Source organism: Streptomyces bottropensis ATCC 25435, from assembly GCF_000383595.1.
Classification (GTDB): domain Bacteria; phylum Actinomycetota; class Actinomycetes; order Streptomycetales; family Streptomycetaceae; genus Streptomyces; species Streptomyces bottropensis.
Genome location: NZ_KB911581.1, coordinates 932,071 through 956,828 on the forward strand (window position 1 = coordinate 932,071; position 24,758 = coordinate 956,828).

Annotated in this window: 23 protein-coding genes; 7 read left to right on the forward strand and 16 right to left on the reverse strand. The window is 72.1% G+C overall.

Annotated features, from left to right (window positions below; translation table 11 throughout):
• Nucleotides 1-24 precede the first annotated feature (24 nt).
• The 3 genes from STRBO_RS0104205 to fahA all read right to left on the reverse strand — a co-directional run bounded on the left by STRBO_RS0104205 (nt 25) and on the right by fahA (nt 2,799).
• Nucleotides 25-252, reverse strand: a complete 228-nt coding sequence (locus STRBO_RS0104205; protein WP_010986276.1) for a 4Fe-4S dicluster domain-containing protein — start codon at nt 250-252, stop codon at nt 25-27.
• A gap of 45 nt (nt 253-297) precedes the next feature.
• Nucleotides 298-1,101 (reverse strand): GntR family transcriptional regulator, encoded by an 804-nt coding sequence (locus tag STRBO_RS0104210; protein ID WP_020113833.1) that lies wholly within the window; start codon nt 1,099-1,101, stop codon nt 298-300.
• Nucleotides 1,102-1,530: 429 nt separating this feature from the next.
• On the reverse strand, nt 1,531-2,799 hold the full coding sequence (gene fahA, locus STRBO_RS0104215; protein WP_005481380.1) for a fumarylacetoacetase: 1,269 nt from the start codon (nt 2,797-2,799) through the stop codon (nt 1,531-1,533).
• Nucleotides 2,800-3,148: 349 nt separating this feature from the next.
• On the opposite strand from fahA, the gene STRBO_RS0104220 reads away from it, so the two are divergent.
• Nucleotides 3,149-3,955 carry a Cof-type HAD-IIB family hydrolase gene (locus tag STRBO_RS0104220; protein ID WP_005481379.1) on the forward strand — a complete coding sequence of 269 codons (807 nt, stop codon included), beginning with the start codon at nt 3,149-3,151 and terminating at the stop codon, nt 3,953-3,955.
• A gap of 63 nt (nt 3,956-4,018) precedes the next feature.
• Here the strand turns inward: STRBO_RS0104220 and STRBO_RS0104225 are convergent, their stop codons facing one another.
• A complete protein-coding gene (locus STRBO_RS0104225) occupies nt 4,019-4,771 on the reverse strand; it encodes a transglycosylase SLT domain-containing protein (RefSeq protein WP_005481378.1) in 753 nt (250 codons plus the stop codon).
• A gap of 961 nt (nt 4,772-5,732) precedes the next feature.
• On the opposite strand from STRBO_RS0104225, the gene STRBO_RS0104230 reads away from it, so the two are divergent.
• The 4 genes from STRBO_RS0104230 to STRBO_RS0104245 all read left to right on the forward strand — a co-directional run bounded on the left by STRBO_RS0104230 (nt 5,733) and on the right by STRBO_RS0104245 (nt 10,977).
• Nucleotides 5,733-6,743, forward strand: a complete 1,011-nt coding sequence (locus tag STRBO_RS0104230; RefSeq protein ID WP_020113834.1) for a polyprenyl synthetase family protein — start codon at nt 5,733-5,735, stop codon at nt 6,741-6,743.
• Nucleotides 6,744-7,655: 912 nt separating this feature from the next.
• Nucleotides 7,656-9,017, forward strand: coding sequence for a LolA family protein (locus tag STRBO_RS0104235; RefSeq protein ID WP_005481375.1), 1,362 nt, complete (start codon nt 7,656-7,658; stop codon nt 9,015-9,017).
• A gap of 69 nt (nt 9,018-9,086) precedes the next feature.
• The gene (locus STRBO_RS0104240) at nt 9,087-10,064 is read left to right on the forward strand and encodes an ABC transporter ATP-binding protein (protein ID WP_020113835.1); all 978 of its coding nucleotides are present in this window, start codon (nt 9,087-9,089) and stop codon (nt 10,062-10,064) included.
• Entirely contained in the window at nt 10,051-10,977 is a 927-nt protein-coding gene (locus tag STRBO_RS0104245) for an ABC transporter permease (protein ID WP_005481372.1), read from the forward strand. The genes STRBO_RS0104240 and STRBO_RS0104245 overlap by 14 nt, the downstream gene beginning before the upstream one ends.
• 7 nt (nt 10,978-10,984) lie before the next feature.
• Here STRBO_RS0104245 and STRBO_RS45335 read toward each other — a convergent pair whose 3' ends face one another.
• The 12 genes from STRBO_RS45335 to STRBO_RS0104305 form a co-directional block, all read right to left on the reverse strand.
• Nucleotides 10,985-11,107: a hypothetical protein gene (locus tag STRBO_RS45335; protein WP_005481370.1), complete on the reverse strand. Its 123-nt coding sequence runs from the start codon at nt 11,105-11,107 to the stop codon at nt 10,985-10,987.
• Nucleotides 11,108-11,157: 50 nt separating this feature from the next.
• Complete coding sequence (locus STRBO_RS0104255; protein WP_020113836.1) at nt 11,158-12,339, reverse strand: amidase; 1,182 nt, start codon at nt 12,337-12,339, stop codon at nt 11,158-11,160.
• Nucleotides 12,340-12,419: 80 nt separating this feature from the next.
• Nucleotides 12,420-13,790, reverse strand: coding sequence for a hypothetical protein (locus STRBO_RS0104260; RefSeq protein ID WP_005481367.1), 1,371 nt, complete (start codon nt 13,788-13,790; stop codon nt 12,420-12,422).
• Nucleotides 13,791-13,805: 15 nt separating this feature from the next.
• Entirely contained in the window at nt 13,806-14,192 is a 387-nt protein-coding gene (locus STRBO_RS0104265) for a DUF4913 domain-containing protein (protein ID WP_005481366.1), read from the reverse strand.
• Entirely contained in the window at nt 14,189-15,946 is a 1,758-nt protein-coding gene (locus STRBO_RS0104270) for a type IV secretory system conjugative DNA transfer family protein (protein WP_005481365.1), read from the reverse strand. Before STRBO_RS0104270 ends, STRBO_RS0104265 begins: the two co-directional genes overlap by 4 nt.
• Nucleotides 15,943-17,445: an ATP/GTP-binding protein gene (locus STRBO_RS0104275; RefSeq protein WP_028796457.1), complete on the reverse strand. Its 1,503-nt coding sequence runs from the start codon at nt 17,443-17,445 to the stop codon at nt 15,943-15,945. Before STRBO_RS0104275 ends, STRBO_RS0104270 begins: the two co-directional genes overlap by 4 nt.
• The gene (locus STRBO_RS0104280; RefSeq protein ID WP_005481363.1) at nt 17,442-18,935 is read right to left on the reverse strand and encodes an SCO6880 family protein; all 1,494 of its coding nucleotides are present in this window, start codon (nt 18,933-18,935) and stop codon (nt 17,442-17,444) included. Before STRBO_RS0104280 ends, STRBO_RS0104275 begins: the two co-directional genes overlap by 4 nt.
• 115 nt (nt 18,936-19,050) lie before the next feature.
• Nucleotides 19,051-20,229 (reverse strand): TrbL/VirB6 family protein, encoded by a 1,179-nt coding sequence (locus STRBO_RS0104285; RefSeq protein WP_005481358.1) that lies wholly within the window; start codon nt 20,227-20,229, stop codon nt 19,051-19,053.
• A 1-nt stretch (nt 20,230) separates the two neighbouring features.
• Entirely contained in the window at nt 20,231-21,019 is a 789-nt protein-coding gene (locus STRBO_RS0104290) for a DUF8175 domain-containg protein (protein ID WP_005481356.1), read from the reverse strand.
• 31 nt (nt 21,020-21,050) lie between these two features.
• Complete coding sequence (locus STRBO_RS0104295; protein WP_005481354.1) at nt 21,051-21,347, reverse strand: hypothetical protein; 297 nt, start codon at nt 21,345-21,347, stop codon at nt 21,051-21,053.
• 398 nt (nt 21,348-21,745) lie between these two features.
• Nucleotides 21,746-22,006, reverse strand: coding sequence for a hypothetical protein (locus tag STRBO_RS0104300; RefSeq protein ID WP_005481352.1), 261 nt, complete (start codon nt 22,004-22,006; stop codon nt 21,746-21,748).
• Nucleotides 22,003-22,551 carry a DUF6668 family protein gene (locus STRBO_RS0104305; protein WP_005481351.1) on the reverse strand — a complete coding sequence of 183 codons (549 nt, stop codon included), beginning with the start codon at nt 22,549-22,551 and terminating at the stop codon, nt 22,003-22,005. The genes STRBO_RS0104300 and STRBO_RS0104305 overlap by 4 nt, the downstream gene beginning before the upstream one ends.
• A 285-nt stretch (nt 22,552-22,836) precedes the next feature.
• Between STRBO_RS0104305 and STRBO_RS0104310 the strand changes: the two genes are divergently transcribed.
• Nucleotides 22,837-23,871 (forward strand): peptidoglycan DD-metalloendopeptidase family protein, encoded by a 1,035-nt coding sequence (locus STRBO_RS0104310; RefSeq protein ID WP_005481349.1) that lies wholly within the window; start codon nt 22,837-22,839, stop codon nt 23,869-23,871.
• Between the two features lie 113 nt (nt 23,872-23,984).
• A complete protein-coding gene (locus STRBO_RS0104315) occupies nt 23,985-24,758 on the forward strand; it encodes a hypothetical protein (RefSeq protein ID WP_005481348.1) in 774 nt (257 codons plus the stop codon).

Here is a 24,758-nt window from a genome sequence, read left to right on the forward strand (position 1 = left end):
TGTTCGGGCCTCTCACCGGAGCGTTCAGCGGAGCAGGTAGGGCATGTTGACCGTGACGGCGCCGGTGGGACAGCGGGCCGCGCACGGGCCGCAGTACCAGCACTCGTCGACGTGCATGTAGGCCTTGCCGTTGCTCTCGTCGATGGCCAGGGAGTCCAGCGGGCACATGTCCACACAGAGGGTGCAGCCGTCGATGCACTTCGACTCGTCGATGGTCACGGGCACGTCGGCCCGCTGGGGCGCCAAAGGCATGGCTGTCTCCAGGGAGGGGCGGAACAGGGGTGGTTGCGGGGGTTGTCAAAGGGAGCGGTGCAGCAGACCGCTCATCGCGATGCGGTCGCCCCGGAAGCGGATGAACTCCAGGTCGACGGGCCGGCCGTCGGCGAGGTGGGTGAGCCGTTCCAGCATCAGGACGGCCGAGCCGCGCGGGGCTTCGAGTACGGCGGCGGAGTGGGTGTCCGCGTTCACCGCCTCCAGGGTGATCTCGGCGTGGCCGAGGCGCCGGCCGGTGATCGTCTCCAGGAGGCGGAAGACGTCGGTGTTCTCCAGGTCGGCGCCGAGGAGTGCCGTGCCGAGGTCGAGGGAGCCGAGGGCGAGGGGGATGTAGGTGAGGTCGAGGGAGAGGGGGAGGCCGTTCAGCCGGCGCAGACGTTCGATGTAGAGGACGTCGCTCCCGGGTGGGAGGTGGAGGCGGTCGGCCACGGGGGCGGGGGCCGGGGCGGGGCCCATGGTGCGGACCTCGTTGGTGACCGTGCCGTGTTCGCGGAGGGTTTCCGCGAGGCCCTGCAGATGGTCGAGGCCGTGGGGGTACTTCTGGGCCACGACGACGGTGCCCACGCCGGGGAACCGTTCCACGAGGCCCTCGGCGCGCAGGAGGTCCAGGGCCTCGCGGACCGTGTTGCGGGTCGCGCGGTAGTCGGTGGCGAGGGTGGACTCGTGGGGGAGGGTGCCGTTCTCGAAGCCGCCGGTGAGGAGTTGGCGACGCAGGAGGTCGGCGAGCTGCCGTGCCTGGTCCGCACGCAGCCGACGGCGCGCGCGGTGGGCTGCGACGGTGGTCGCGCCCTGGCCGGCGTGCTCTCGGACGCGGTCGGTGGGTGGCATGTTTCGAACCATACCGAAATGGTGGGGAAGGGAACGTTGCCGGAGTGTTGCGCCAGGTCGCCGACCGGGCCTGCCGGTTCTGAGCTGGGATTTTGCGGCGGTGTGACGAAGATCTGCCACCGGGCTGTCCAGTGGGTGGGATGCGAGGGTCAACCGCTGGGACTCGCCCCTCTCCTTCGCCCTTCGCCCTTGGCCCTCCGCCCTCCGCCCTTGGCCCTTCGCCCGTCCGCCTCCGCGCGTGTTGACGTCGGGCCGCGCCCCGAAGGGGCGCGGGGAACCGCGCGAGCGACCACGAGGGACATGACCCCGACGACGAAGCGCCCACCCCTACGCCGAGGACGCGCCCTCAGCCACCCAAGTCGCCGGCCCCCGAAGCCCCCGAGCGCATCCACGCCGCCCCGCCGCCGGAGGCGCAGGCGGAGGCACCTCCTAGTCCCGGGCCCGGACCCGCCCCCTCACCTCGCCCAGCCCCACCTTCGCCCCGCCCGGCCCGGGTGCCCAGGCCGTGAGGGTCACCTCGTCGCCGTCCTCCAGGAACGTGCGCTTGCCGTCGGGGAGGTCGAGGGCGTCCCGCCCGTTCCAGGTGAGTTCCAGCAGCGAGCCCCGCTCGCCCGCCTCCGCCCCGCTGACCGTGCCGGAGCCGTAGAGGTCGCCCGTCCGCAGGGACGCCCCGTTGACGGTCATGTGGGCCAGCTGCTGGGCGGCGGTCCAGTACATCGTGGAGAAGGGTGGCTCCGAGACGACGTGTCCGTTGACGGCCACGCTGATCCGCAGGTCGTACCCCCCGAGGTCGACGTCCGGCCCGGAGTCGTCCAGATAGGGGAGGAGCGGATGCGTGCGCTCCGGCGGCGCCACCCGTGCCGCGTCCAGGGCTTCCAGCGGAGTGATCCACGCCGACACCGACGTCGCGAAGGACTTCCCGAGGAACGGGCCGAGCGGAACGTACTCCCAGGCCTGCAGATCGCGCGCGGACCAGTCGTTGAGCAGACAGAGCCCGAAGACGTGGTCGCGGTAGTCCCGCAGTCCCACCGGCCGCCCCCTGTCCGAGGGCACGCCCACCACGAACCCGACCTCCGCCTCGATGTCCAGCCGCACGGACGGGCCGAACACGGGCGCCGGATCGGCGGGCGCCTTGCGCTGCCCGGACGGCCGCACCACCTCCGCGCCGGAGACGACGACCGTGCCGGACCGGCCGTGGTAGCCGATCGGCAGATGCTTCCAGTTGGGGGTCAGCGGATCCGGGGAGTCGGGCCGGAAGATCCGGCCCACGTTCCGCGCGTGGTTCTCGGAGGCGTAGAAGTCGACGTAGTCGGCCACGTCGAACGGCAGATGCAGGCGCACGTCGGACAGCGCGTGGAAGTGCGGCGCGATGGTCTGCCGGTGCGAGGGCACGGTGAGCCACGCGGTCAGGGCCCGCCGGAGGTCCGACCAGGCGGTACGTCCTGCGGCGAGCAGGGGGTTGAGCGTGGGGTGGGCGAGGAGCGCGGTGTACGGGGAGCCGAGGGCGTGGGCCGCGGCCGCGGCGTCGAGGACGTGGTCGCCGAGACGGACCCCGACCGTGCGGGCGTCGGAGCCGGCGGGGGAGAAGACGCCGTAGGGGAGGTTGTGCGACCCGAAGGGGTGACCCTCGGGGATGCCGAAGGGGTGACCCTCGGGGACGTCGGAGGGATCGCCTTCGGGGACATCGACGTGGGGCATCAGGTGCTGCCTCGCTCTCGTGCTTTCCGTCGTTCCTCTGGTCGCGGCACACGTTACGGGGCGGTGCGAAGATCGGGGAGTGTCTGAAGAGTTCGCAATGTCCGGGTACGCAAGGTCCGGGCAGGGGGCGTGCACGTGATCGCGCGCACCGTCGCGCACGCGCTGTGTGCCCACGCCGTGTGCCCGCACGCCGTGTTACGTCCTGCGCGTGCTCACGTACGCCGACGGCCCACTGAACTGCCGTTCGGGCAAAGGGGGTTGACATACGGCGTCGTCATGGCGGTCGGGATGCCGGACGTCGTCCGGTTCGCGTCGAACCGATGGGGCGTGGCATCCGTATTCTCTGATCATGGCCGCTCCCACCGCATATTCACTCATCGCCACCGACCTGGACGGAACGCTCCTGCGCAGTGACGACACGCTCTCCGACCGGTCCCTCGCCGCGCTGGCGCGGGCCACGAGGGCCGGTGCTCAGCACCTCGTGGTGACGGGACGGCCGGCGCCCAGAGTGCGCCCACTGCTGGAGGATCTCGGCGGCAGGGGGCTCGCGGTGTGCGGACAGGGCGCGCAGTTGTACGACCATGGCACGGACCGGCTGCTGTGGTCCGTCACCCTGGACAGGGAACTCGCCGAGACCGCGCTCGGCAAGATCGAGGCCGAGGTGGGACAGGTGTACGCCGCCGTCGACCAGGACGGGGTCGACGGTCTCACCCTGATCGAGCCCGGCTACCTCATGCCGCACCCCACGCTGCCCGCGCTGCGGGTGCCGCGCCGGGACGACCTGTGGTGCGAGCCGATCAGCAAGGTGCTGCTGCGCCACCCCTATCTGTCGGACGACGAGCTGGCCTCGGCGGCGCGCATGGCGGTCGGCTCGCTGGCCACGGTCACCATGTCGGGGCCCGGCACCGTCGAACTCCAGCCATGCGGCATCACCAAGGCCACGGGCCTCGCCCTGGCCGCCGACCATCTCGGGCTGACCGCGCGGCGGACCATCGCCTTCGGTGACATGCCCAACGACATCCCGATGTTCGACTGGGCCGCGCACGGGGTCGCCATGGCCAACGCCCATCCCGAACTCAAGGCCGTCGCCGACGAGGTGACCCTCTCCAACGAGGACGACGGCATCGCCGTGGTGCTGGAGAAGATCTTCCCGTGAACGGGCTGTTCCCCTGGGCCCGCCGGCCCAGGGGAACAGATGGAGCAGGGGGAGCCGCAGGGCTCAGTACGCGCCGAAGACGTTGTCGATCGAGCCGTACCGGTCGGCGGCGTAGTTGCACGCCGCCGTGATGTTCGCGACCGGGTCGTACGGGTCGTACGGGGTGCCGGAGACGTGGTACGCGGCGAACGTCGGGTCGATGACCTGGAGGAGACCCTTCGAGGGGGTGCCCGCGGCGGCGTTGGAGTCCCAGTTGTTGATGGCCAGCGGGTTGCCCGAGGACTCACGGATGATGTTGCGGTAGATCCCGTTGTACGACCCGGGAATTCCCTTTTGAGCCATGATGTCCAGCGACTCGCGGATCCAGCCGTCCAGGTTGTTCGCGTAGGTCTTGACCGACGCCTGCGTGGCCTTGGACGTCTTGGACGCCGTCGACGACTTCTGGGCCGCGGCCGGCTTGGTCGCGTTCAGCTTCAGCTTCAGGCCCGGCCGGATCAGCGCCGGGTTGTCACCGATGACCGCGCGGTTGTTCTTGTAGAGCTGCTGCCAGCCGCCCTTGGTGTGGTGCTTGCGCGCGATGGAGGACAGCGTGTCGCCGGAGACCACCGTGTACGTCGTGGGCTTGGGCAGCGTCGCGGCGGGCGCGGACTGCGGGGCCGACTGTACGGAGGTGACGGCCTGGGCCGGGGTGGCGGCGTTCGCGGTCGTGGTGACCGTGAGCGGGAGGGCCAGTGCGGCCCCGCCGGTGCCGGCGGCGACGATGCCGCGGGTCAGCGCGTTGCTTCGGGGACGACGGTGTTTGCCGTGTGCGGGCATGGTGAATTCCTCTCCGTCGCCTGCGAGGTGAGCTGTCGGGTTCGGGCTGGAGATGCCCGGCCGTGCGCGTCGTCCCGGCGGTCGCTGTGCGTGCCGCGTCCGCTGGGCGTACTGCGCGTGGCTTCACCCCGAGCCGGTCCGAAGGGGGTCTTCGGACCGACGGCTTACCTGGGTCCCCCGCTCCTGCCGTGCGTGGATGAGTGGTGGTGGGTGGGGAGTCCGGGGCGGCGGCAGGATTCGGCGGTCCGTCCGGACGAGGTGTGAACGTATGCGAGAGCACACGACCGGAACAAGTCCCGGTTTGGCGCTTTGATCCAGTTGACCTTGAGTTTGCTGCGATTCGACCCAAGATCAGATACCTCGTGCATGGCTCAACTTGCCTGCCGCAAAGGGAAAATCGACGGGGCGGGGTGTGAATGCCGCACGGGGGGTGAGGGGAGGCTGGTGACTCAACTCACGGGAGGAGTCGGGTGAAGTGAAGAGTAAGGCGCAAATCGGTCAACTCGGGCTGGGGAGAGGGGGTGTATTTGGTACGAAATGGGCGGGCGTCCGGGTGGGGGAGGCAGTCGGGCGGGGATCGCGTCGGAGGTCGTCCCGGGTCGCGCATGCGTCGTCGCGGGGGAGGGCGGGTACCCGTCGCGGGCGGGCGTGTGTGCGCGGGCCCGTGGGCGGGGGTGCGGGCAGGTGTGCGGGCCCGCGGGCAGGCGTGCGGGTCGGGCGCGGACGGGTGCGGCACGCGCGTCGATGGATATCGGCGTGGATCGGTTGATCAAGAATGGGGGAGGTGCGGTCCCATACCACTGGAGACGAAGCCGTGGGCGCTCGCGGTGATCGAAAGGTGACCGGATACGCTGACTCGGGTGATGACAGCGACAGATCGACAAACTTTGTCATCGACCGTGAGAGCGACCTAGACCGACCGTGTGACCGTCATCAGACGTCAGCAGACAGGAGAACCCTCGTGACCGTCGTCGAGCCGTTTGGGCTGAGCGCGCGGGACCAGGCTCTCGAAGCCGATGTCCAGGCCGGAATGGTGGCCGTCGAGGAGGGTCTGCTGGAGGCGACCAAGAGCGAGGTCCCGTTCATCCAGGAGGCCGCCCAGCATCTGCTGCGCGCGGGCGGCAAGCGGTTCAGGCCGCTGCTGGTGATGCTCGCGGCGCAGTTCGGCGACCCCTACGCGCCGGGTGTCGTGCCCTCGGCGGTGGTGGTCGAGCTGACGCATCTCGCCACGCTGTACCACGACGACGTGATGGACGAGGCCGAGGTGCGCCGGGGCGTGCCGAGCGCCAACGCCCGCTGGGACAACTCCCTGGCCGTGCTGACCGGCGACTTCCTCTTCGCCCGTGCCTCGCACGTCCTCGCCGACCTCGGTCCCGACGCCGTCCGGATCCAGGCCGAGGCCTTCGAGCGGCTGGTCACCGGGCAGATCCTGGAGACCGCCGGGCCGCGCGACGGACGCGACCCGATCGACCACTACCTCGACGTGCTGGGCGGTAAGACCGGATCGCTGGTCGCGGTCGCCGGGCGCCTCGGCGCGCTGATGGCGGGCGCCGACGAGACCGTGGTCGACGTGCTGACCCAGTACGGGGAGCGGCTCGGGGTCGCCTTCCAGCTCGCCGACGACGTCCTCGACATCGCCTCCGACTCGCACGAGTCCGGCAAGACGCCCGGCACGGATCTCCGTGAGCATGTGCCGACCATGCCGGTGCTGCGGCTGCGCGAGCGCGCGGGGCGGCTGGGGCTGCCGGACGACATCGCCCTGTGCGAACTGCTCGACTCCGACCTCACCGACGACGCCCGCCACGCCGAGGCCCTGGCCCGCCTCCGCGTCCACCCCGCACTGGAACAGGCCCGCCGCGACACGATCCGCTACGCCGAGGAGGCGCGAGCGGCCCTGGCCCCCCTCCCGGAGTGCGACGCGAAGGCGGCCCTGGTGGAACTGTGCGACGCGGTGGTGCACCGGGCCGGGTAGTCCGGTCGCGGTCGCGGTCGGTTGCAAGGCTGTGGCGGCCGGCTTCCGCCGCCGGGCTTCCGGCTCGCGGCGGTGGGCTTCCGCCGGGGATCCGGGCCGGCGCCGGTCGCCGCTACGGGTCCGGGTTCCTGGCGCCGGCTACCGCCGTGTCGCGGGTGCGTGCCGGTGGCGGACGCCGAGTCCGTCCTGGCGCCGGTTGATCGTCGGCGGGGCTCGGATCCGTGCCGGTCGGCCGCAGTCCCTTCCTGGGCTTGAGCCGGTCGGTCGCGGTCGGTCCGTGGGCGCTTGCCCCGTGGCGGCCACCGGTTCACGGGTTCGTGACGCTCGCCGGCGTGGGACCGTGGGCCGTGCCGGTAGCTGCCACCGACTGGCCCTGCCCGTCGGCCGGCCCGCCGTCGGCTTCCGAGGTTGAGCCGGTTGGTCACCGTCCGGCCCTGGGCTCGCGCCGGCCAGCCTTCTTCGGGTTCCGGGGGCGGCGGGCGGCCGCCGTCAGCCGCCGGGACTACCGGTCAGCCGTGGTCGGACCCCCCGGCTCGTCCGTGTCCACGGGCCGGCCCGCTGTTCCGTGCCCCCGCGTGTCTGCCGGGAGGGAGGTCGCGCCCGGATCCCGTCTCGCGCCCGCGGCACGGCGGCTGCCGGACGCCGGGCCCGCGCGGTCGGGTGGCGTCGGCGAACACCGGCGGGGTACTCCGGACTCGTACCGACGGCCGAGGCTCCCCCCGGACGACCCCTACGGGTTGGGTGGATGCTCCGCCTCGTCGTGTCATCCCGTAGCAGTACGCCGAGTTGAGCCCGGAGTCTGACGCTTCTCTCCGGCCGATTTGGTCAGATGGGTATCACCACTCCTCACCGATTCGGGTGAGAATGGCGGCTCCGAGAGACGCCGCCGCCGACGACGGAGGTAAGGCACACATGGCACCGTACGAAACCGACGACAGCGCCAGGTCCGGCGACGCCGCCGCGCTCGCGGCCGAAGCCGAGGAGATGCGCTCGGCACGGCGACGCAAGGCCGCGCGGTACGTCGTCCCGGTCACCGTGCTGGGCGTCGCCGCCGCGACCATCGGGCTCGTCCCGGCCTTCGCCGGCTCCGGTGACCCCGATCTGCCGAAGATCAGCGCGCAGGAACTCATCGAGAAGATCGCCGCCTCGGACGTGGAGCAGGTGTCCGGCACGGTGAAGATCACCACGGACCTCGGGCTCCCCGACCTGGCCGGCCTCGCGGACGGCCTCGTCTCGCAGGCAGCGCCCTCCGGCGCGGACGGCGGATCCACCGCCGACCCCTCCGCCAAGCTCCTCGAACTCGCCACCGGTACCCACACGTTGCGGGTCGCCACCGACGGACCCGACAAGCAGAAGCTCTCGCTGCTGGACGACGCCGCCGAGTACAGCGTCATCCACAACGGCGACGACCTGTGGGCGTACGACAGCGCCTCGAACGAGGTGTACCACGCGACCGGCGCCGACGAGGGCAAGGACCAGCGGGTGCCCAAGGACGCTCCCGACGAGTTCGAGGACGCGCCCGCCACCCCGCAGAAGCTCGCCGAGGAGGCCCTGAAGGCCGTCGACGACACCACGTCCGTGACCGTCGACGGGACCGCGCGGGTCGCCGGGCGGGACGCGTACAAACTGGTGATCGAGCCGAAGCAGTCCGGTTCGACGGTCGGGGCGATCTCGATCGCCGTCGACGCGAAGACGGGGCTGCCGCTGAAGTTCACGCTCACCCCGGCGAGCGGCGGCTCGGCCGTCGTGGACGCGGGCTTCACGAAGGTCGACTTCGGTAAGCCGAGCGCCTCGACGTTCGACTTCACCCCGCCGAAGGGCGCGAAGGTCACCGAGGCGGACGAGACCGACGGGGCCGGGAAGCCGGGCGGCCACGAGTCCGGGTTCGGCGACTCCGTGTTCGGCGAGCCCGGCAAGGGCGGGGAGTTCAAGGACGGGAAGAACACCGAGCACCGCAAGGAGAGCAAGGGCCCCAAGGGCACCAAGGACTCCGGGCTCGACGGGCCGAAGACCATCGGCAAGGGCTGGAGCACCATCGCCGTGTTCGACGACGGCGCCGAGGGCGGCGGCATGCCCACCGGCGGCGACTCCTCCGGCGACGCCCGGGTCGACGGCTTCCTGAACTCCCTCGGCGACCCGGTCAAGGGCGAGTTCGGCTCGGGTACGGTCTTCAAGACCCGGCTGATCAACGTCCTGTTCACCGAGGACGGCAAGGTGTACGCGGGTGCCGTCACCAAGGACGCGCTGGTGAAGGCGGCCGACGCGGCGAAGTAGCGACGCCGGCCGGTGGGGCGGGGCGGCGAGACCGTCGACCCGCCCCACCGGCCGTACCCGAGGGGAGCCATGACCGACGCAGCCATCCACACCCAGGGGCTGACCAAGACCTTCCGCGGCGGCCAGGTGGCCGTGGACCACCTGGAGCTGACGGTGCCCAGCGGCAGCGTCTTCGGCTTCCTCGGCCCGAACGGCTCGGGCAAGACCACCACCATCCGCATGCTGATGGGCCTGATCGAGCCCACCTCGGGCACCGCCCGGGTCCTCGGCCTGCCCATGCCCCGCTCCACCCGGACGGTGCTCCCGCACGTGGGCGCGCTCATCGAGGGACCCGCCCTCTACGGCTTCCTCTCCGGCCGCGACAACCTGCTGCGCTACGACTCCGCCGACCCGACCGCCGACCCGCGCACCCGGCGTGCCCGGGTCGAGGCCGCGCTCGACCGGGTGGGGCTCGCGGCCGCCGCCGGCAAGAAGGCCAAGGCGTACTCGCTGGGCATGAAGCAGCGGCTGGGCCTCGCGGCGGCACTGCTCCAACCGCGCCGCCTGCTCGTCCTGGACGAGCCGACGAACGGGCTCGACCCGCAGGGTATGCGCGAAATCCGTTCGCTGGTGCGGGAGTTGGCGTCCGACGGCACCACCGTCTTCCTCTCCTCGCATCTGCTCGACGAGATCGAGCAGGTGTGCACCCATGCCGCCGTCATGACCCGCGGCAGGCTCGTCGTCCAGGGACCGGTGACCGAACTGGCCGCCGGCGCGCGCGGCCGTCTGGTCGTCATCACCCCCGACACGGCGGACGCGGTCAGGGTGCTCAAGGAACAGGGCATCGGGGACGTGGTCGTGACGGAGGAGGACGGTGCCGCCGCGCACCGGGCCGACGAGGGAGGCAGGGTGACGGCGGAACCGCCCACCCCCGACCGGGATCTCGCCGAACTGAACGCCGCACTGGTCACCGCGGGCGTCCGCGTCCGCGGCTTCGCCCTCGAACGCGCCTCGCTGGAGGACGCGTTCGTGGCGCTCACGGGGGAGGGCTTCGATGTCGCGGGTTGAGACGCCGGAGCCGGCTTCGCCGGCTGCCGCTGCCGCTACGACTCCGGCCGCCGCAGCCCGTGAGCCCAGCCTCCTGTGGACCTTCGGGCTGTTCCGCAGCGAGCTGGTCACCACCTTCCGGCGATGGCGGACGATCGCGCTGCTGGGTGTGCTCGCGGCGGTCCCGATCCTGGTCGGCATCGCGGTGCGGATCGAGACGGGTGACGGGTCGTCGGCGGGAGGCGGCCCGGACGGCGGTGGCGGGCCCGCGTTCATCGCGCAGATCACCAACAACGGGCTGTTCCTGGTGTTCACGGCGCTGGCCGCGACGCTCCCCTTCTTCCTGCCGATGGCCGTCGGCGTGATCGCCGGGGACGCGATCGCGGGCGAGGCGAACGCGGGCACCCTGCGCTATCTGTTGGTCTCACCGGCGGGCCGGACCCGGCTGCTGCTCACCAAGTACGCGACGACCATGACGTTCTGCCTGGTCGCGACCCTTGTCGTGGCGGCCTCCGCGCTGGCGGTCGGGGCGTTGCTGTTCCCGCTGGGGGACCTGACGACGATCTCCGGCACCCGGATCGGCTTCGCCGAGGGACTGCTGCGGGCACTGCTGATCGCGCTGGCCGTGGCCGCCTCCCTGATCGGGGTCGCGGCCCTCGGCCTGTTCATCTCCACCCTCACCAACAGTGGCATCGCCGCGATGGCCACCACGGTCGGGCTGCTCATCACCGTCCAGATCCTCGACCAGATCCCCCAGCTCGACGCCCTTCACCCCTACTTCTTCTCCCACTACTGGCTCTCCTTCGCCGACCTCATGCGCGAGCCGGTCTACTGGGACGACCTCCAGCGCAACCTCGGCCTCCAGGCCGTGTACGCGGCCGTGTTCGGGTCGGCGGCGTGGGCGAGGTTCACGGCGAAGGACATCACGGCGTAGGCGCCGATCACGCGGCTCCGGCCTCGGCGTCGTAGGGGAAGCGGGCGCGGGGCGCTTCGCAGGGCTCGGTGAAGAAGAGCGCGGTGACGCCCCGGAGGGCGCGGCCGGCCATCGTCGCCCTGAAGTCCACCCCGGGGGTGCTCAGCCGGCCCGGTCGGGTCGGGGGGCTTCCGCGCCGGGCTACGTCCGCACGGCTTCGGCGGCCTCCGCCACCCGCAGCAGCAGCTCCTCCTCACCGTGCCGCGCCACCAGTTGGAGACCGACCGGGCACCCGTCCGAGCCGAACCCGGCCGGAATGCTTGTCGCGGGGTGCCCACTGAGGTTGAACGCCCAGGTCAGGGCCGTGGAGTAACGGTCACCGGGGCCCTCGTGACCGTGGGCCGCGTTGGGTGTGACGGGGGTCAGGATCAGGTCGACCTCGCCGAAGACCGCGGCGAGCCGCCGGTCGTTCTCGGCGCGGAGGTCCCGGGCGGCTCGGAACGCGGCGGGGTCGGGTGACGCGGCGCGGAGGGCGAGCCAGGCGGGGGCGGGGTCTTCCAGGTGTGGCGGGTGCGGCTCGCGCGGGGGGTCCTGCCCTACGGAGGGTGCGGACCCGGCGAGCCGTACGAGACCGGCCTCCGCGAGGCGGTGCGCGGCGCTGTGGGCGATCGCGGCGGGCTCGGGGTCGGTGTCGGCGAAGCCGAGGTCGGCCGACCAGACGGCGAGGGGAGGAGGCGGGACACGGTCGGGAGCCCGGCCCGCCCCGCCCGAGCGCGTCACGTCGGGCTCCCCCTCCCCGCCGGCGCCTCCCGCTCCGCTCACACACCGCCAGTACGCCGCCGCGTCCGACGCGTACCGGGTGAGGACACCGGCAGCCGCCAGGCCCGTACGGTCGGCGGAGGGCAGACGGCCGTTCGTGGTCTTCAGGCCGACGACGCCGCACCAGGCGGCCGGGATGCGCACGGACCCGGCGCCGTCCGTGCCGGTGGCCATCGGTACCAGACCGGCGGCCACCGCCGCCGCGGACCCGGCGGAGGAGCCGCCCGGTGTCCGGTCCGCCCGCCAGGGGTTGACGGTCCGGCCACCCGCCCCGAGACCCCAGGTCTGCCAGGGGGTGCCGGGGCCGGGCACGGAGGTCGCCCCCACGGGCACGCAGCCGGCCGCGACCAGCGCCCGCGCCGCCGCCGTACGCGAGCCGGCCCGCCCCTTCACCCCGACCGGCACCCCGGCCAACGGCAGCCACTCACCGCGGGCGACCCGCGCGTCCACCTCCAGCGCCGACCGCAGCGCGCCCTCGTCCCACACCTCGGCGAACGCGCACAACGTGGGCTCGGCCTGCTGGATGCGCGCGAGCGTGGCCGTGACGACGTCGACGGCCGTCATGCTTCCCGCTCGGACGGCAGCGGCGATCTGCTCGGCCCGCCACAACGGTGCGCGTGGCTCGCGCGGTGCGCGCCCGCTGATCAGCGCTCCTGCCGAACGGAGATCAGCAGGCCGCTGCCGTTCTGCCGCAGGGTGAACAGTGCGGCCTTCTTCACCATCGCCGCCGGGAGGTAGGTACCGTCGGTCAGAACCTTGGGCTTGCCGTCACTCACCTTCAGTTCGATCACAGGCTTGGCGCCACTCTCGACATCGGTCTCGCCATAGGCCACGCCGCCGTCGGTGAGGGCTCGGACGCCGATGGTCCGCCGGTTGTCGTCGCCCTTGAGACAGAGCCCGCTGCCCGACTTGACGTCGAGGACGACGGAATCGAGAGCGAGATAGCGGCCGTTGGGGGAGGTCACGGGGTTGGTGGCGCCCTCCGTACCCCCTTCACCGCATGTCGTACTGGCCAGGAGACGACCGGTGTCCAGGTCGTGCGCGGACCAGACGGTGGCATCCAGGTCGTCGGCGCCCTTCCAGCGGGCGAGGAACACACCGTCGCCGACAGCGGCGATGTCCCCGCTCACGTACCCGCCGCCGTAGGTCTTCCTTCCCGAGTCGGCGTCCTTGGGGGCGACGTCCTGAGAGGACCATCCGTTCACGAGGCCGAAGCCGCCCAACTGGTGCACCGCCACCGGAGCGTCCGGCGTGACACCCACGACCTCGCTTCCCGTGCAGACGGAATGACATTTGGGGATCTGCACGTCCACGGGGTCGTACTCCGTGAGCTCGCCTGTCGCGCCGTCGATGGAAGCGCTGAGCCTGTCGGAGTACTCCTCCCAGGTGACGACCAGTTCGGCCCCGCCGTCATAGACCTTGAGTGTGTCCGCCCTGGCGGTGACGGGTACGGCGACGCGGTGCAGCGGGGCCACGGAGGTGCCTGAGGCGTCCATCGCGTACAGGTCGACCTGTACGACCTCCTGGCTCTTGGTGAGGGCGTCTCCGTCCTGCCGGCCGTGGGCCCAGGCCGCGACAAAGGTGCGGCCACCCTGCCGGACCACGGTGACCTGCGGGATCTCGCGGTGGTCTTCGCCGTACCCGTAGGACGGTCGGTCGTTGATCACGGTCGGCACCTGGTAGGGGGCGCCTCTCCACCGCACCTCGCCCGTGGCGATGTCGCGTGCCTCGACCGTGTATCCGTCACTGGACCGGGTTATGTAGGCGACCGTCTTCCCGTCCGTCGTCACCGGCATAGCGGACTCGGTGCTCTCCGGAACCCAGTCCAGTTCCTGGTCCCAGCCCTTGGCGCCGTCGTAGGCGGGAGGCACGGTGAGTTCGGCCAGGGAAGGAGCCTTGGTGCCGGTGCCCTTGCTGCCCTTGCCCGTGCCGGGACCGCCGTCGCCGTCCGAGCTGCATCCGGCGAGCAGTACTCCGGCCAGGGTGACGGCCGCGGCTGCCTTCGTCCTGTACATCTCTGTTCCTTCTCGTCAGCCGTCGTACGCATCGACCGTCGGCGCCGCCTTCGCCCGGTGACTGCCCTGTTTGCAGCCTGCGAACGGCCCGACGGGGGAGCGGAGTTCGGCGAGCACGGGGCCGAGGTGATCACGATGCCACACGGCGGGGCCCGAGGCACCGGCCGCCGGGTCGGTGCACTCCTGCCAGGCCAGCCAGAGGGCGTGCAGGCGGGCGATCGCCTCCAGATGCTCCCACCAGCGGGGGCACCACGGCTGCTGCGAGCTGACCTCGCGGCCGTACACGGGCAGCAGGAGATCCGAGACCCACAGGGCCAGGCCGCGCATCTCCTCGGCGTAGTCCTCGCCGTCCAGGTAGAGGATGAAGGGTGGCGCTCCGGCCTGTTCCTGGACTGTGGTCATCGGACGGCCTTCTCCACGGCGCGGGCGGTCATGGCCTTCACCTCTGCATGGGCGGCCGCCTGGATCCGGTCGGCGCCCGGTTCGGCGTACCAGGGGCGCAGGCGGATGAGGGCGGGTCTGACCCCGGTCGCCAGGAGCAGTGCGGTGCCCTTGGGGAGGGCGCGGATGCGGTCCGCGGGCAGGATGCGTTCCAGGCGGTAGGAGGTGGAGCGGGAGCGGCCGTCCTTGCTCCTGGAGTGGCTGACCGTCGACACGTCGTGCTCGCCGACCAGGCGGGACACCTTCTCCACGAAGTCCGCGTCGTCGAGGCCCGCGCCGAGCAGCTTGATGGTGGCGGCGCTCCAGAGCGCGTCCATCCCGGCCTCGCCCCAGACACGTACGCCCTGGCGGTAACTCTGGAGCAGGGTCACGATGTTGATGCCGCGGGAGCCGAGGTGGGAGTAGAGGTCGGGCAGGTCGGAGATACGGCAGACGTTGGCGGCCTCGTCCAGCACCGCCGTCATGGGTGGGTCGAGGCGGCCGCCCATCCGCTCGGCGGCGACGACACCGGCGCGCAGCACCGAGTCGGCTGCCGCCGCGATGACACCCGCCGCCGAGCCACCGCCGTCCTTCGACAGCAGGTACAGGGTGTCGCGCGAGAGGGCGTGCCGGTCCGGCAGGAACTGCGGCAGCTCGGGGTCCGGTGTGACCCACGCGGAGATCGCCGGGTCGAGGAGGCAGGCCGCGCACTGCCGGGCCGTCTCGTAGATGCCGTCCCGGGTCTCGACGGCCCCCTGGATCGTGCCCTGCAACTGGTCGGCCAGGGCCGGCATGGCCGCGTCGCGCAGCAGGTCGATGGGGGTACGGTCGGCCGGGTCCGCGAGCCAGGCCAGCACCTCGTCGATGCCGCGCCCGCCGCGGTTGGCGGCGTGGAACAGGGCCGTGAGCGTGTTCTGTGCGGCGGAGATCCAGAAGTCGCGCTTCGACGCGTCGTCGTTGACCGCGCCGACGAAGTGACCGGCGAGGCGGCGGGCGCCCTCGATGGTGGCGGCGTCGGCGAGCATGTCCCACCACATGGCGCGCGGGGTGTGCGCGATGCCCTGTGGGTCGAACACCCATACCTGGCCGACCCGTTCACGCTCCGCGCGGGTGACGCTGTAGACGTCGGCCTTGTTGGAGGTCAGCAGGACGCTGCCCTGGGCGCGCAGGACGCGGGGGACGGCGATGCCGGTGGACTTGCCGGCGCGCGGGGCCATCAGGTCCAGCTCGACGTCCTCGTGACTGGAGCGCAGTTCGGGACCGTTGGGTTCGAGGTTGCCCAGGAGGTTGCCGGTCTCGTCCGGCGCCGGCTTGGCGGCCTTGGCGAGGGACGGGCGCAGGGAACGGGCCCGCTCGGCGGCGCCCTTGGGCAGCAGACCTGCCAGTTCCTTGCGGCCGGCGAGCCCGTCGGGGCGCTTTCCGCGACCCCGCACAAGGATGATCAGGACGACCACGAGGGCCACGAACACCCCGAAGACGGTCGCGATGCCACCCGTCACCGCCCCGCTCGACGCGCTCGGCCACAGGGCTCCCGGACCGTCCTTGACCAGGGTCGCCAGGGTGTCCAGGGAGAACGGCGGTGGGTCCCAGTCGCCGGTGGACGCCGCCGCGCCCAGTGTGCCGCCCAGCCAGGCACCGGTGAAGGCACCGCCGACGAGGACGGCCGCGCCGGGGATGATCCAGGGCAGCAGGTCGTCGCCGGGGGAATGGCCCTTGCGTGCGGGGCGCGTACTCATCTCGATGCCTCCGGAGGCTTCGCGAGGTTCAGTCTGTTCCCGGTCCAGCGGGTGTTGGTGTTGTGCAGGTCGCGCTCGGTGTCCGTGATCGACACCTTGATCGGGATACCGGGGCGCCCGCCGACCTTGATGAGGAAGCGTCCACGGCCCGGCGGCTCCTCGTTGCCGCCCGTGCTGGCCCAGCCCGGCGGCGACGACCACGAGGACACGAGGTCGATCTCCCGCTCCGACAGGCCGACGATCTCGCCGAGTTCCCTCATCTCCGTACGGGGGAGACCGGCGCACACCACCATCCCGGCCCGCTCCACGAAGCCGCGCGCCTTCGCCCGGTCGGCCGCGCTGCCCAGCGCCTCCGCGTCCTTCAGGGTGTGGGTGATCTTCGCGTCGCCGAGGCCGAGGGAGCGGTTGAGGCGGGTGAGGGCGTCGATGCGTTCGACGATGCCGGAGGCGGCCCGCAGGGGTCGCCACAGCTCGTCCAGCACCGTGAAGAACCAGCGCTGCGGGGCCAGTCCGGCGTCCGCGAGGGCGTGGGCCGCGGCGACCGTGCCGAGGCCGTCCGACCAGGCCGCCAGCATCGCCGCGGCCGTCAGCTGCGTGTCCGCCTCACCGATGCGGGAGATGTCGACGCACACGGCCGGCGAGGCCGGGTCGATGCGGGTGGAGGTCTCGGAGGCGAAGGTGTCACCGAGGGGTCCGTCCAGCACACCGAGCAGTGAGCGGTGGAGCGGGTCCACCGCCTCCCGGTAGCGGGTCATGTCGCCCCGGTCCAGGGTGACCGCGCGGACCCGGTCCGGGCCCTCGTCCAGGACCTTCAGCAGGTCGGGCAGCAGCGGGGCGCGCCCCGGCTTGGCCCGCTCCGTCAGATGGTGCAGACAGGCCGAGAGGACGGACTGCTCGTGGTCGTCCATCGGCCGGCCCCGGACGATCGTGATCAGGGCCGCGACCATGTTCAGGACACGGCCGTGCGCCTCCGCCGCCAGCACCCGGCCCCGTTCCCCGCCGATGCGCAGCGCCGCCTCGCCCATCGCACCGGGGTCGAGGACGTTGATGCCGCCCACCCCGCGCCCGATGGAGATCACCTGGCCGCCGAGCGCCCGTACGGTGTCGGCGTAGTCCGGCTTGAGGTCGCCGAGGACCAGCGGCGTGATGCCGGTCGCCGCCATGCCGATCAGCATGCGGTTGACCAGCGTGGACTTGCCGAGGCCGGGCATGCCGAGCATGAACAGGGACGGGTTGGAGATGTAACGGGCACGGGTGAACCAGGAGATGGGGTCGCCGCAGACCGTGGCGCCCGTGTGCAGGTGCTGGCCCAGCGGCACCCCGGTCATGGGGGCGCCGGAGCCCGCCGCGAACGGCCACAGGCCGCACGCCTGGACCGTCGTCGCCCGCCACATCGCGGGCGGGTCGACATGGCCGACCTGGCCGCCGCCGGGCCCGAACCACCCACGCGGGGGCGCGGTCTGGGGACGTGGGGGACGTACAGCAGCGCGCTTGCTCACAGCGCCTCCCGGAGCTGGTACGGAACGAGGGTGTGCTCCCACGGCAACAGGCCGACGGGAAGCGTGCAGGTGAACGCCGAGGCCTGCATGCGGTCGGCGGGGCGCATCAGGATGCGCGAGGACGCCTGGAGGTTGCGTACGGTGATCGCCGCGTCCGGCAGCTGTTCCTCGTCGTCCACGGTGACCGTCACCATCAGCGAGAACTCCACGAGTCCGGCGCCCGCCGCCTCCTCGGCCGCCGTCTGCTCGGCCGCCTGCATCTCGGAACTGGCCCGCGCCTGGACCAGTCCCCGCTTGGAGCCCGCCATGAAGTGCGCGGTCCGCCGGTCGGCCTCCACGATGCGGGCGGAGGTCGCCGGGTCGATCGGGCGGTAGACCAGCGAGACGCGCTTGCGGCGCGTGCCCGACGCGGGCTCCAGCAGACCCCGCAGCACGCTGGAGCGGACCGTGCCGCGCGGCGCCAGCGTCAGCATCCACGTCCGCGAGACTCCCGAGTCGTGCTTGTACGCCTGCACCGACTCCACGGCGGCGGCCGGACCCGCGTCCGCCCAGTCGAGGCCGATCGTGGAGTGCTCGGCCCGCGCGCTCAGCACGTCCGGGGCGACGGCGGGGTCGTACGCCACCCGGACGATCTCCGAGAGCCGCTCGGCGGAGAGCGGGTACGCGGAGCCGCCGCCGGCCGCGACCAGGCCCGACAGCAGACCGGGCAGCCGCATGGACAGGTCGGTGATGACGTCCTGGACGTCCCGCTTGGGGCCACCGGTGGGGCCGTAGGTGAGGGCGATGTACGTGTGCATCTCCGAGGAGGCGGAGGGGTAGCGCGCGACGACCTCCTCCATCACCGCGCGGGCCGCCGCCGGGGCGTCCGGCGCGATGCGCGGCAGGACCTCGGCGGCCAGCCGCGTCCCGGTGTCGGGCGCGGTCTCCACGACGACCTGGGCGCCGCGCAGGCCCGGTTCGTGCGAGAGCCGGGCGAGCCAGTCGCCCCAGGACGCCACCCAGATGTCGACCTGCTCGGGGTCCACCAGCGAACCGCCGTCCGGTTCGCAGGCCAGGACCACCGTGCAGAGGTTGCGGCCTGGGTGGTGGAGGACGCCGAAGGCGCGGTTGTAGGCGTCGCGGCCCTCGTACATCTTGGTGCGGGCCAGCAGACCGGGCGGGTGGTAGCGGCCGCCGGGACGCCTGGAGAGCGGGCCGGAGACGTACGTCGTGGAGCCGTTCGCCTTGCGCCTGAGCCAACCGATACGCACCGCGACCACCTGGTAGATGTTGCGGCCGTCCACCGTGCGCAGCGCGAGCGGGGCGAGGAAGAGGCCGAGGGGGATGAGGACGAGGATCGCGGCCGACAGCGAGACCAGCGAGGCGAGGAGCGCGACCAGCAGCCCGCCGAAGGCGACGACGGTGCCGAGGAGACCGAGGGGGCCGAGGCCGGGTCGGCGGGGTCTGCGCCAGTTTCCGTAGGTGGGACGCGTGAGGGCGTCGGTGGACATGGGGTTTCCTTCTTCCGGCTGAGGTCGCTGGGTCGAGTGCCTACGAGCTCGGGTGGTTCTGTGTCGGCCGTGGCCGCGCGGCACCCGCGCCCCTTCGGGGGGCGCGGGGCCCGGCCTACTGGTTGTGGCCCTTCATCCCGTCGTTGTCGTCGAGGGAGCCGGCGACCTCGGACGCCGCCTGCATACCGGTCTGGACGACGACCGCGGCGGCCTGCACCGCGACGGCCGCGCCCGCCGTGGCCGCGCCCGCGGCCGCGGTGCCTGCGGCCGCCCCGGCGCCTCCGGCCGCGCCCCCCGCGCCGCCCGCGGACGAACCCGCGCCCGCCGAGGGCGAACCCTGGGGTCCTGCGGAGCCACCGCCCCCGCCTCCCCCGCCGCCGGAGGCGCCCGCGATGCTGACCGCGCCCGAGGCGATGTTGTTGGCGGCGTTCATGGTGACCGAGCCGCCGGAGGTGCCGCCCAGGGCGGCCGTGGCGGGGACGATCAGCTTGAGGAGGGCGGGCAGGGCGAACACCGCCATGATCAGCATGCCCATGCCCGCGATGATCGAGTTCAGGTCCTTGGTGCCCTTGGTCATCGCGGTGGCCGAGTAGATGATCAGGGCCGCCGCCGGCTTGTACAGCAGCCAGGCCGTGAGCCAGCCGATGTGCTTCTTCCACCAGCCCTCGCCCCACCCGGTCATCGAGGAGGCGGCGGCCAGCGGCAGCGTGCCGACCAGCATGATCAGGACGCCGATGCGGATGTACATCAGCACGATCTGCACGAAGCTCGACAGCATCACCAGCAGCCCGAAGATCAGGACCAGGCCGGGCTGGTTGAGTGTCAGCACCCCCAGCATCGTGGAGGCGTTGTCACCGAGGTCGGAGCGCGCGTACACGTCCTTGGCGTACGCGTCCGACGCCGCCATCAGGGCCGTGACCACCGGGACGGAGGCGGCGCCGACGAGGATGACCTTCCACATCCCCATGAACGCCTGCTTCATGGACTGGCCCTTGCGGTCCACGGCCATACGGATCGCGGCGATCAGCAGCGAGGCCACCGCCACATAGGCGACGATCCAGTTGACCTCGGCGGTGATCTGGCCGATGGGACTGCCCGCGGCCGCCTGGCCGTGACCGCCGCCGTTTCCCGCCGGGTCCTGCACGTCGACGCTCAGCCAGACGCCGTTGAGGGCCTTGAGCACCTCCGCCGCGCCGTCGCCGATCGCCTTGGCGAAGACGACCACGGCACCCTCGGTGAACTGCTTGCCGCCCTCTTCGATCACGCAGTCGTAGAGCTTCCACGAACAGGCCATCTCACGCCTCCCAGGTGACGAAGCCGTCGGTGCCGCTGACCTGCGACACCCCGCTGTAGACCGTGCCGTCCGGGTCGGGGCTGAGCTTCCAGTCCCCGTCCTGCCAGCGCACGTTCACCGAGGCGGAGCCGAAACCGCCGTCCCCCATACCGCGTACCAGGACCATCACGGTCGCCCGCGTCTCGTCGTACGACAGGACCGTGAACCCGGCGTAGCCACCGGCGTCCGGCGAGCCCGTGGTGGACTTGTCGGCCTCCTGGGAGCGGCTCGCGATCAGCGCGTCGCGGCCCGCGCCCGGTACGACCTGCTTGTTCACGACCTTGCGCCAGCCGTCGTAGCTGAGGTGGTCGGTGATGGCGTGGGCCGCCATGACGGCCCCCAGCGGGGTGTGCGCGAAGCAGGACCAGACCGGACCGTCGTACTTCAGCGGGCCCGCCGCCTTGGAGACCGGGACCAGGCCGGTGCCGTTGGCCTTCCAGTGGAAGTCGCGCGGCGCCTCGGTGGGCTTGGCCTGGTCACGGTCGTCGGTACGGCAGCCGGCGGGCCGGGTGTCCGAACTACCCTTGTCCGAGCCCGACTTGTCGTCCGAGGATGAGGTCGAGGTCGGCGCCGGGCTCGGGTCGCCGGACGCCCCGGCCGGCCTCTCGCCGTCGTCGCCCGTCACCGCGAAGAGGACCGCGAGGACGAGCAGCACCACCAGGAACCCGGCCGACAGGATCCAGCCCCGCTGCTGCCAGAACGGCTGCTCCCACTCTCCGCTGCCCCCGTGGGCCCGGCCGGAGTTCAGCATCGTCGCTCCCCCTTTCGACGTGCTCGGACGGCTAGAAGACGAAGTTCACGAGGGGGCCGGCGGTGGCGACCAGGACACAGCCGCCGAGGACCATGCCGAGCCGGCCCATGTGCTCCGAGCCCTCGCCGCGGCGCATGGAGATCGCCATCATCGCGCCGGTGATCAGCACACCCGCGACGCCCGCGGCGGTGCCGGCCCAGGCCACGATGCCGAGCACGGTGTCGACCTTGCCGGTGAGTTCGGCGGGGGCGTCGCGGTTGGGGTTGGGGACCGTGCCGTCGGCCAGGTAGAGGGACTGATGAGCCTTGGCGGCTATCGCGTGCAGCATGTGGTTTCTCCCCGTTGTCTCGATCGGTCCGTCGTGGGTGGCGGTCCGACGTCGACTGATGTGAGCGGATGGGACATTGGGACGCTTTCGGGGCCGGCGCGACGTGCCCGGGTTCCCGGTCGCCCTGTGAGCTTGGCGACTCCGGTGAGCCGAAACCAAGCGATGTAGTGATCCAGCACCAGCCGGTGACGTGCTCGTGACAGACGGGAAGCTCTCGTCATGTCCGGAACATTGACGCCTTGTCAGAAAGGCCGGGACCTGCGGCGAAGCGGAGTGTCTCGCACCGGTGTTCGCCCCGGGGGTGGTTCACCTACGGCAACGGCCCGCCGGTTCACGGGGAACCGGCGGGCCGTTGTCCTGCCCTGCTCACTGTCTGGCAGGGGCGCTGTCCGCGCCGCCTACAGCACGAACGCCACGATCGGCCCCGCCGTCGCCCCGATGACACAGGCGCCCAGCACCATGGCGAACTGACTCAGATGCTCGTCGCCCTCCCCGGAGCGCAGGGAGACGGCCATCCGGGAGCCGACGAGCAGCAGGCCGCACACTCCGGCCGCCGTCACCAGCCAGGCGAGGATGTTCAGCACGTAGTTCAGCTGGTTGGTGACCGCCGCCGGAGGCCCGGCCAGTGTCGTGGCGGCCTCGTACAGGGTGCTGCTCATGGGGTCCTCCCGGTCAGTCGGGCCAGTGCCGCGCTCTCCCGCGGCGGCGGGCCGGTGAGATCACCGGTGCGCCAGGCGGGCACCCAGGGCACGCGGTAGACGTCTATGACGGAACCGATCACCTTCACGCGTTGCACGAGCTGCCGGGGCAGCCGGCCGGGCGCGTCCGCGACCAGCACGATCGCGTCGAGGTCCAGTCCGGGCGGTGCGTCGCCCCGCCGGAAGATGTCCAGGGTGTGCGAGACCGCCTCGAGCCCGGCGGCGTGCGTACGCCCCACCAACAGGACCGACGACGGCTCGCCCTGTTCGGGGCGCGGCCAGTTGCGGCCCGTGTCATGACCGCCGAAGACCGCCGCGAGGGTGGTGGACCCGGCGCCGCCGTGCGTGGCGACCCAGGAGAACCGCCGCGCGCTCGCGGCCGCTCGGGGCGGCGGGTCCTGCGGCCCCGTCTCCGGTTCCACGACCGGCCCGCGCACCCAGATCTCCGGCCCGGCCGCCGCCTGTCCCGTGCCCGGCTGCATCACCGCATCACCGCTCTCCACCACTCCCCGTTTCCACCGCTGATCCCAGCAGTCTTCCTGAGTCCCGGCGTGCCCGTCGCACCCGGCGCGGCTGCCCGCCGCCGGTTCCGTGCCCGGCGAGACGCCCACCACCGATCTTCACGACGCGGGGACGGCTTGGGAATCGGGACGTGAGTTCCTGCGACGAGCCTGTGACGCAGTGGTGACGCGCGGAACGCGGGTGAGCGGCGAGACTCGTCCGACAGGATCCACGTGGCAGGAGCATGACTGAACTTCGCCACTTCGCCACTTCGGTGCTGAGGGGAGCAGATGTCCAACGGGGGAGGGTCCGTCACGACCTGGGTCGTCGGCGGCTGCGTGGCGGCCGTGCTGATGCCGGTGGTGATGATGGTCGCGGTGAGCGGGGGCGGTGAGGCCGAGGCGGAGGAACAGGGCGCCGGCGGCGGCCTCAAGGCCGGTCAGGTACCCGCGGAGTACGTGCCCTGGGTGCTCAAGGCGGGCGCCATGTGCGACGTCATCAAGCCGGCCGTGATCGCCGCGCAGATCGAGGCGGAGTCCGGCTGGAACCCGAACGCCAGGTCCCCGGTGGGCGCCGAGGGGCTCAGCCAGTTCATGCCCGGCACCTGGCCGAGCTGGGGCAAGGACGACGACGGCAACGGCCGTGTCTCCCCGTACGACCCGGGTGACGCGATCATGGCGCAGGGCCGCTACGACTGCGCCCTCGCCCGACAGGTCCAGGGCTACAAGGACAGCGGCCAGGCGACCGGCGAGACCCTCGACCTGGCGCTGGCCGCGTACAACGCGGGGCCGGGCGCCGTGCAGAAGTACGGCGGCATCCCGCCCTACACCGAGACCCGGAACTACGTCGTCCGCATCAAGTCCCTGATCTCCAAGTACGAGTCCGTGGACGACCCGCCGGGCAAGCTCCCGGACGGCAGGCAGATGGCGATGCCCGTCTCCGGCAACCCGCCCGTGACCTCCCCGTACGGCTGGCGCATGCACCCCATCCTCGGGGTCCGCAAGCTGCACACCGGCACCGACTTCGGCGTGGGCGAGGGCAAGCCGGTCCTCGCCGCCCGCGACGGCGAGGTGACCTTCGCGGGCTGGACCAACGGCTACGGCAACCGCGTCGTCATCTCCCACGGCACCATCAACGGCGACCGCATCTCCACGACCTACAACCACATGCTCTCCGGCCTCAGCGTCAGGGCCGGTGACAAGGTGAAGGTCGGTCAACGGGTCGGTCTGGTCGGCTCGACGGGCTACTCGACGGGCGCCCACCTCCACTTCGAGGTGATGCAGAACGGCGCGTACGTGGATCCGGCGCCCTGGCTGGGGCTGTAGTGAAGGCGCGGGAGACGCGAAAGACATGGGAGACATGGGCCACGCGAGCACGGCGTTCGCCGTGGACGACGCCATCGGCGGGGAAGGACACTGAGGTGAGGAGGGGGACGAGGGTGAACGCGAAGCGCGATGTGCGCGGCGGGCGCGCGGGGCGTGACGAGCGCGCCGGGCGGTACGCGACCGCGACCGTGCACCGGGGGCGCGGCAGGGTGCGCAGGGCGGGCGCGATGGTGCTCGTGACGGTGACGGGTGCGGCGGTCCTCGCCGCGTGCGGCCTGGAGGACCACCGCGAGACGGTGGGCGGCGGCACGGCCACGTCCGCGCCCCCCTTCACCCCCAAGGCCCCCCTGCCGTCCGGCCGGCCGCTGGGCGCGGACGCGCACGTCCCGAGCCCCACCGGCGTCGACGGCACCGACGCGACCGCCGTCGCCGAGGCATGGGCCCAGGTCGCGTACGGCCACGACACGAAGTACGACACCGGCCCGCACGACGCCGTCCTGCGCTCCGCCCGCTGGTTCACCGCGGCCAAGGCGAAGGCCGAGCGCTCGTACCAGCCCGCGAGCGGCGCCGGTGAGCAGTGGAACGCGTGGGCCGCGCACAAGGCGTGGACCACCGTCGAGGTGGAACCGGACGACGACGGCGACGCACCCCCCGACTCGTCCCGGGACGCCTACCGCGCCCTCTTCGTCGACGGTACGGCCCACGGCCGCGACGGCTGGACGGGGACCGGTCCCCGGGCCACGGTGTACGTGAAGCTGGCTCGCTCGGGCAAGGGCGAGCCGTGGCGGGTGGACGAGGTGCGTACGGTGGAGGCAGCGGTGTCGGCACCGGACCCGTCCGGCCCGGACTCCGCGTCCACGACTTCTCCTTCTGCCCGACCCGAGTGA

Excerpts from the sequence above, each read along its gene's own strand:
- STRBO_RS0104285 (WP_005481358.1), bottom strand. The coding sequence starts at position 20,229 with ATGGCCTGTTCGTGGAAGCTCTACGACTGCGTGATCGAAGAGGGCGGC.
- STRBO_RS0104295 (WP_005481354.1), bottom strand. The coding sequence starts at position 21,347 with ATGCTGCACGCGATAGCCGCCAAGGCTCATCAGTCCCTCTACCTGGCC.
- STRBO_RS0104300 (WP_005481352.1), bottom strand. The coding sequence starts at position 22,006 with ATGAGCAGCACCCTGTACGAGGCCGCCACGACACTGGCCGGGCCTCCG.
- STRBO_RS0104265 (WP_005481366.1), bottom strand. The coding sequence starts at position 14,192 with ATGACCACAGTCCAGGAACAGGCCGGAGCGCCACCCTTCATCCTCTAC.
- STRBO_RS0104225 (WP_005481378.1), bottom strand. The coding sequence starts at position 4,771 with ATGCCCGCACACGGCAAACACCGTCGTCCCCGAAGCAACGCGCTGACC.
- STRBO_RS0104235 (WP_005481375.1), top strand. The coding sequence starts at position 7,656 with ATGGCACCGTACGAAACCGACGACAGCGCCAGGTCCGGCGACGCCGCC.
- STRBO_RS0104260 (WP_005481367.1), bottom strand. The coding sequence starts at position 13,790 with ATGTACAGGACGAAGGCAGCCGCGGCCGTCACCCTGGCCGGAGTACTG.
- STRBO_RS0104280 (WP_005481363.1), bottom strand. The coding sequence starts at position 18,935 with ATGTCCACCGACGCCCTCACGCGTCCCACCTACGGAAACTGGCGCAGA.
- STRBO_RS0104290 (WP_005481356.1), bottom strand. The coding sequence starts at position 21,019 with ATGCTGAACTCCGGCCGGGCCCACGGGGGCAGCGGAGAGTGGGAGCAG.
- STRBO_RS0104270 (WP_005481365.1), bottom strand. The coding sequence starts at position 15,946 with ATGAGTACGCGCCCCGCACGCAAGGGCCATTCCCCCGGCGACGACCTG.
- STRBO_RS0104245 (WP_005481372.1), top strand. The coding sequence starts at position 10,051 with ATGTCGCGGGTTGAGACGCCGGAGCCGGCTTCGCCGGCTGCCGCTGCC.
- fahA (WP_005481380.1), bottom strand. The coding sequence starts at position 2,799 with ATGCCCCACGTCGATGTCCCCGAAGGCGATCCCTCCGACGTCCCCGAG.
- STRBO_RS0104310 (WP_005481349.1), top strand. The coding sequence starts at position 22,837 with ATGTCCAACGGGGGAGGGTCCGTCACGACCTGGGTCGTCGGCGGCTGC.
- STRBO_RS0104205 (WP_010986276.1), bottom strand. The coding sequence starts at position 252 with ATGCCTTTGGCGCCCCAGCGGGCCGACGTGCCCGTGACCATCGACGAG.
- STRBO_RS0104210 (WP_020113833.1), bottom strand. The coding sequence starts at position 1,101 with ATGCCACCCACCGACCGCGTCCGAGAGCACGCCGGCCAGGGCGCGACC.
- STRBO_RS0104220 (WP_005481379.1), top strand. The coding sequence starts at position 3,149 with ATGGCCGCTCCCACCGCATATTCACTCATCGCCACCGACCTGGACGGA.
- STRBO_RS0104255 (WP_020113836.1), bottom strand. The coding sequence starts at position 12,339 with ATGACGGCCGTCGACGTCGTCACGGCCACGCTCGCGCGCATCCAGCAG.
- STRBO_RS0104240 (WP_020113835.1), top strand. The coding sequence starts at position 9,087 with ATGACCGACGCAGCCATCCACACCCAGGGGCTGACCAAGACCTTCCGC.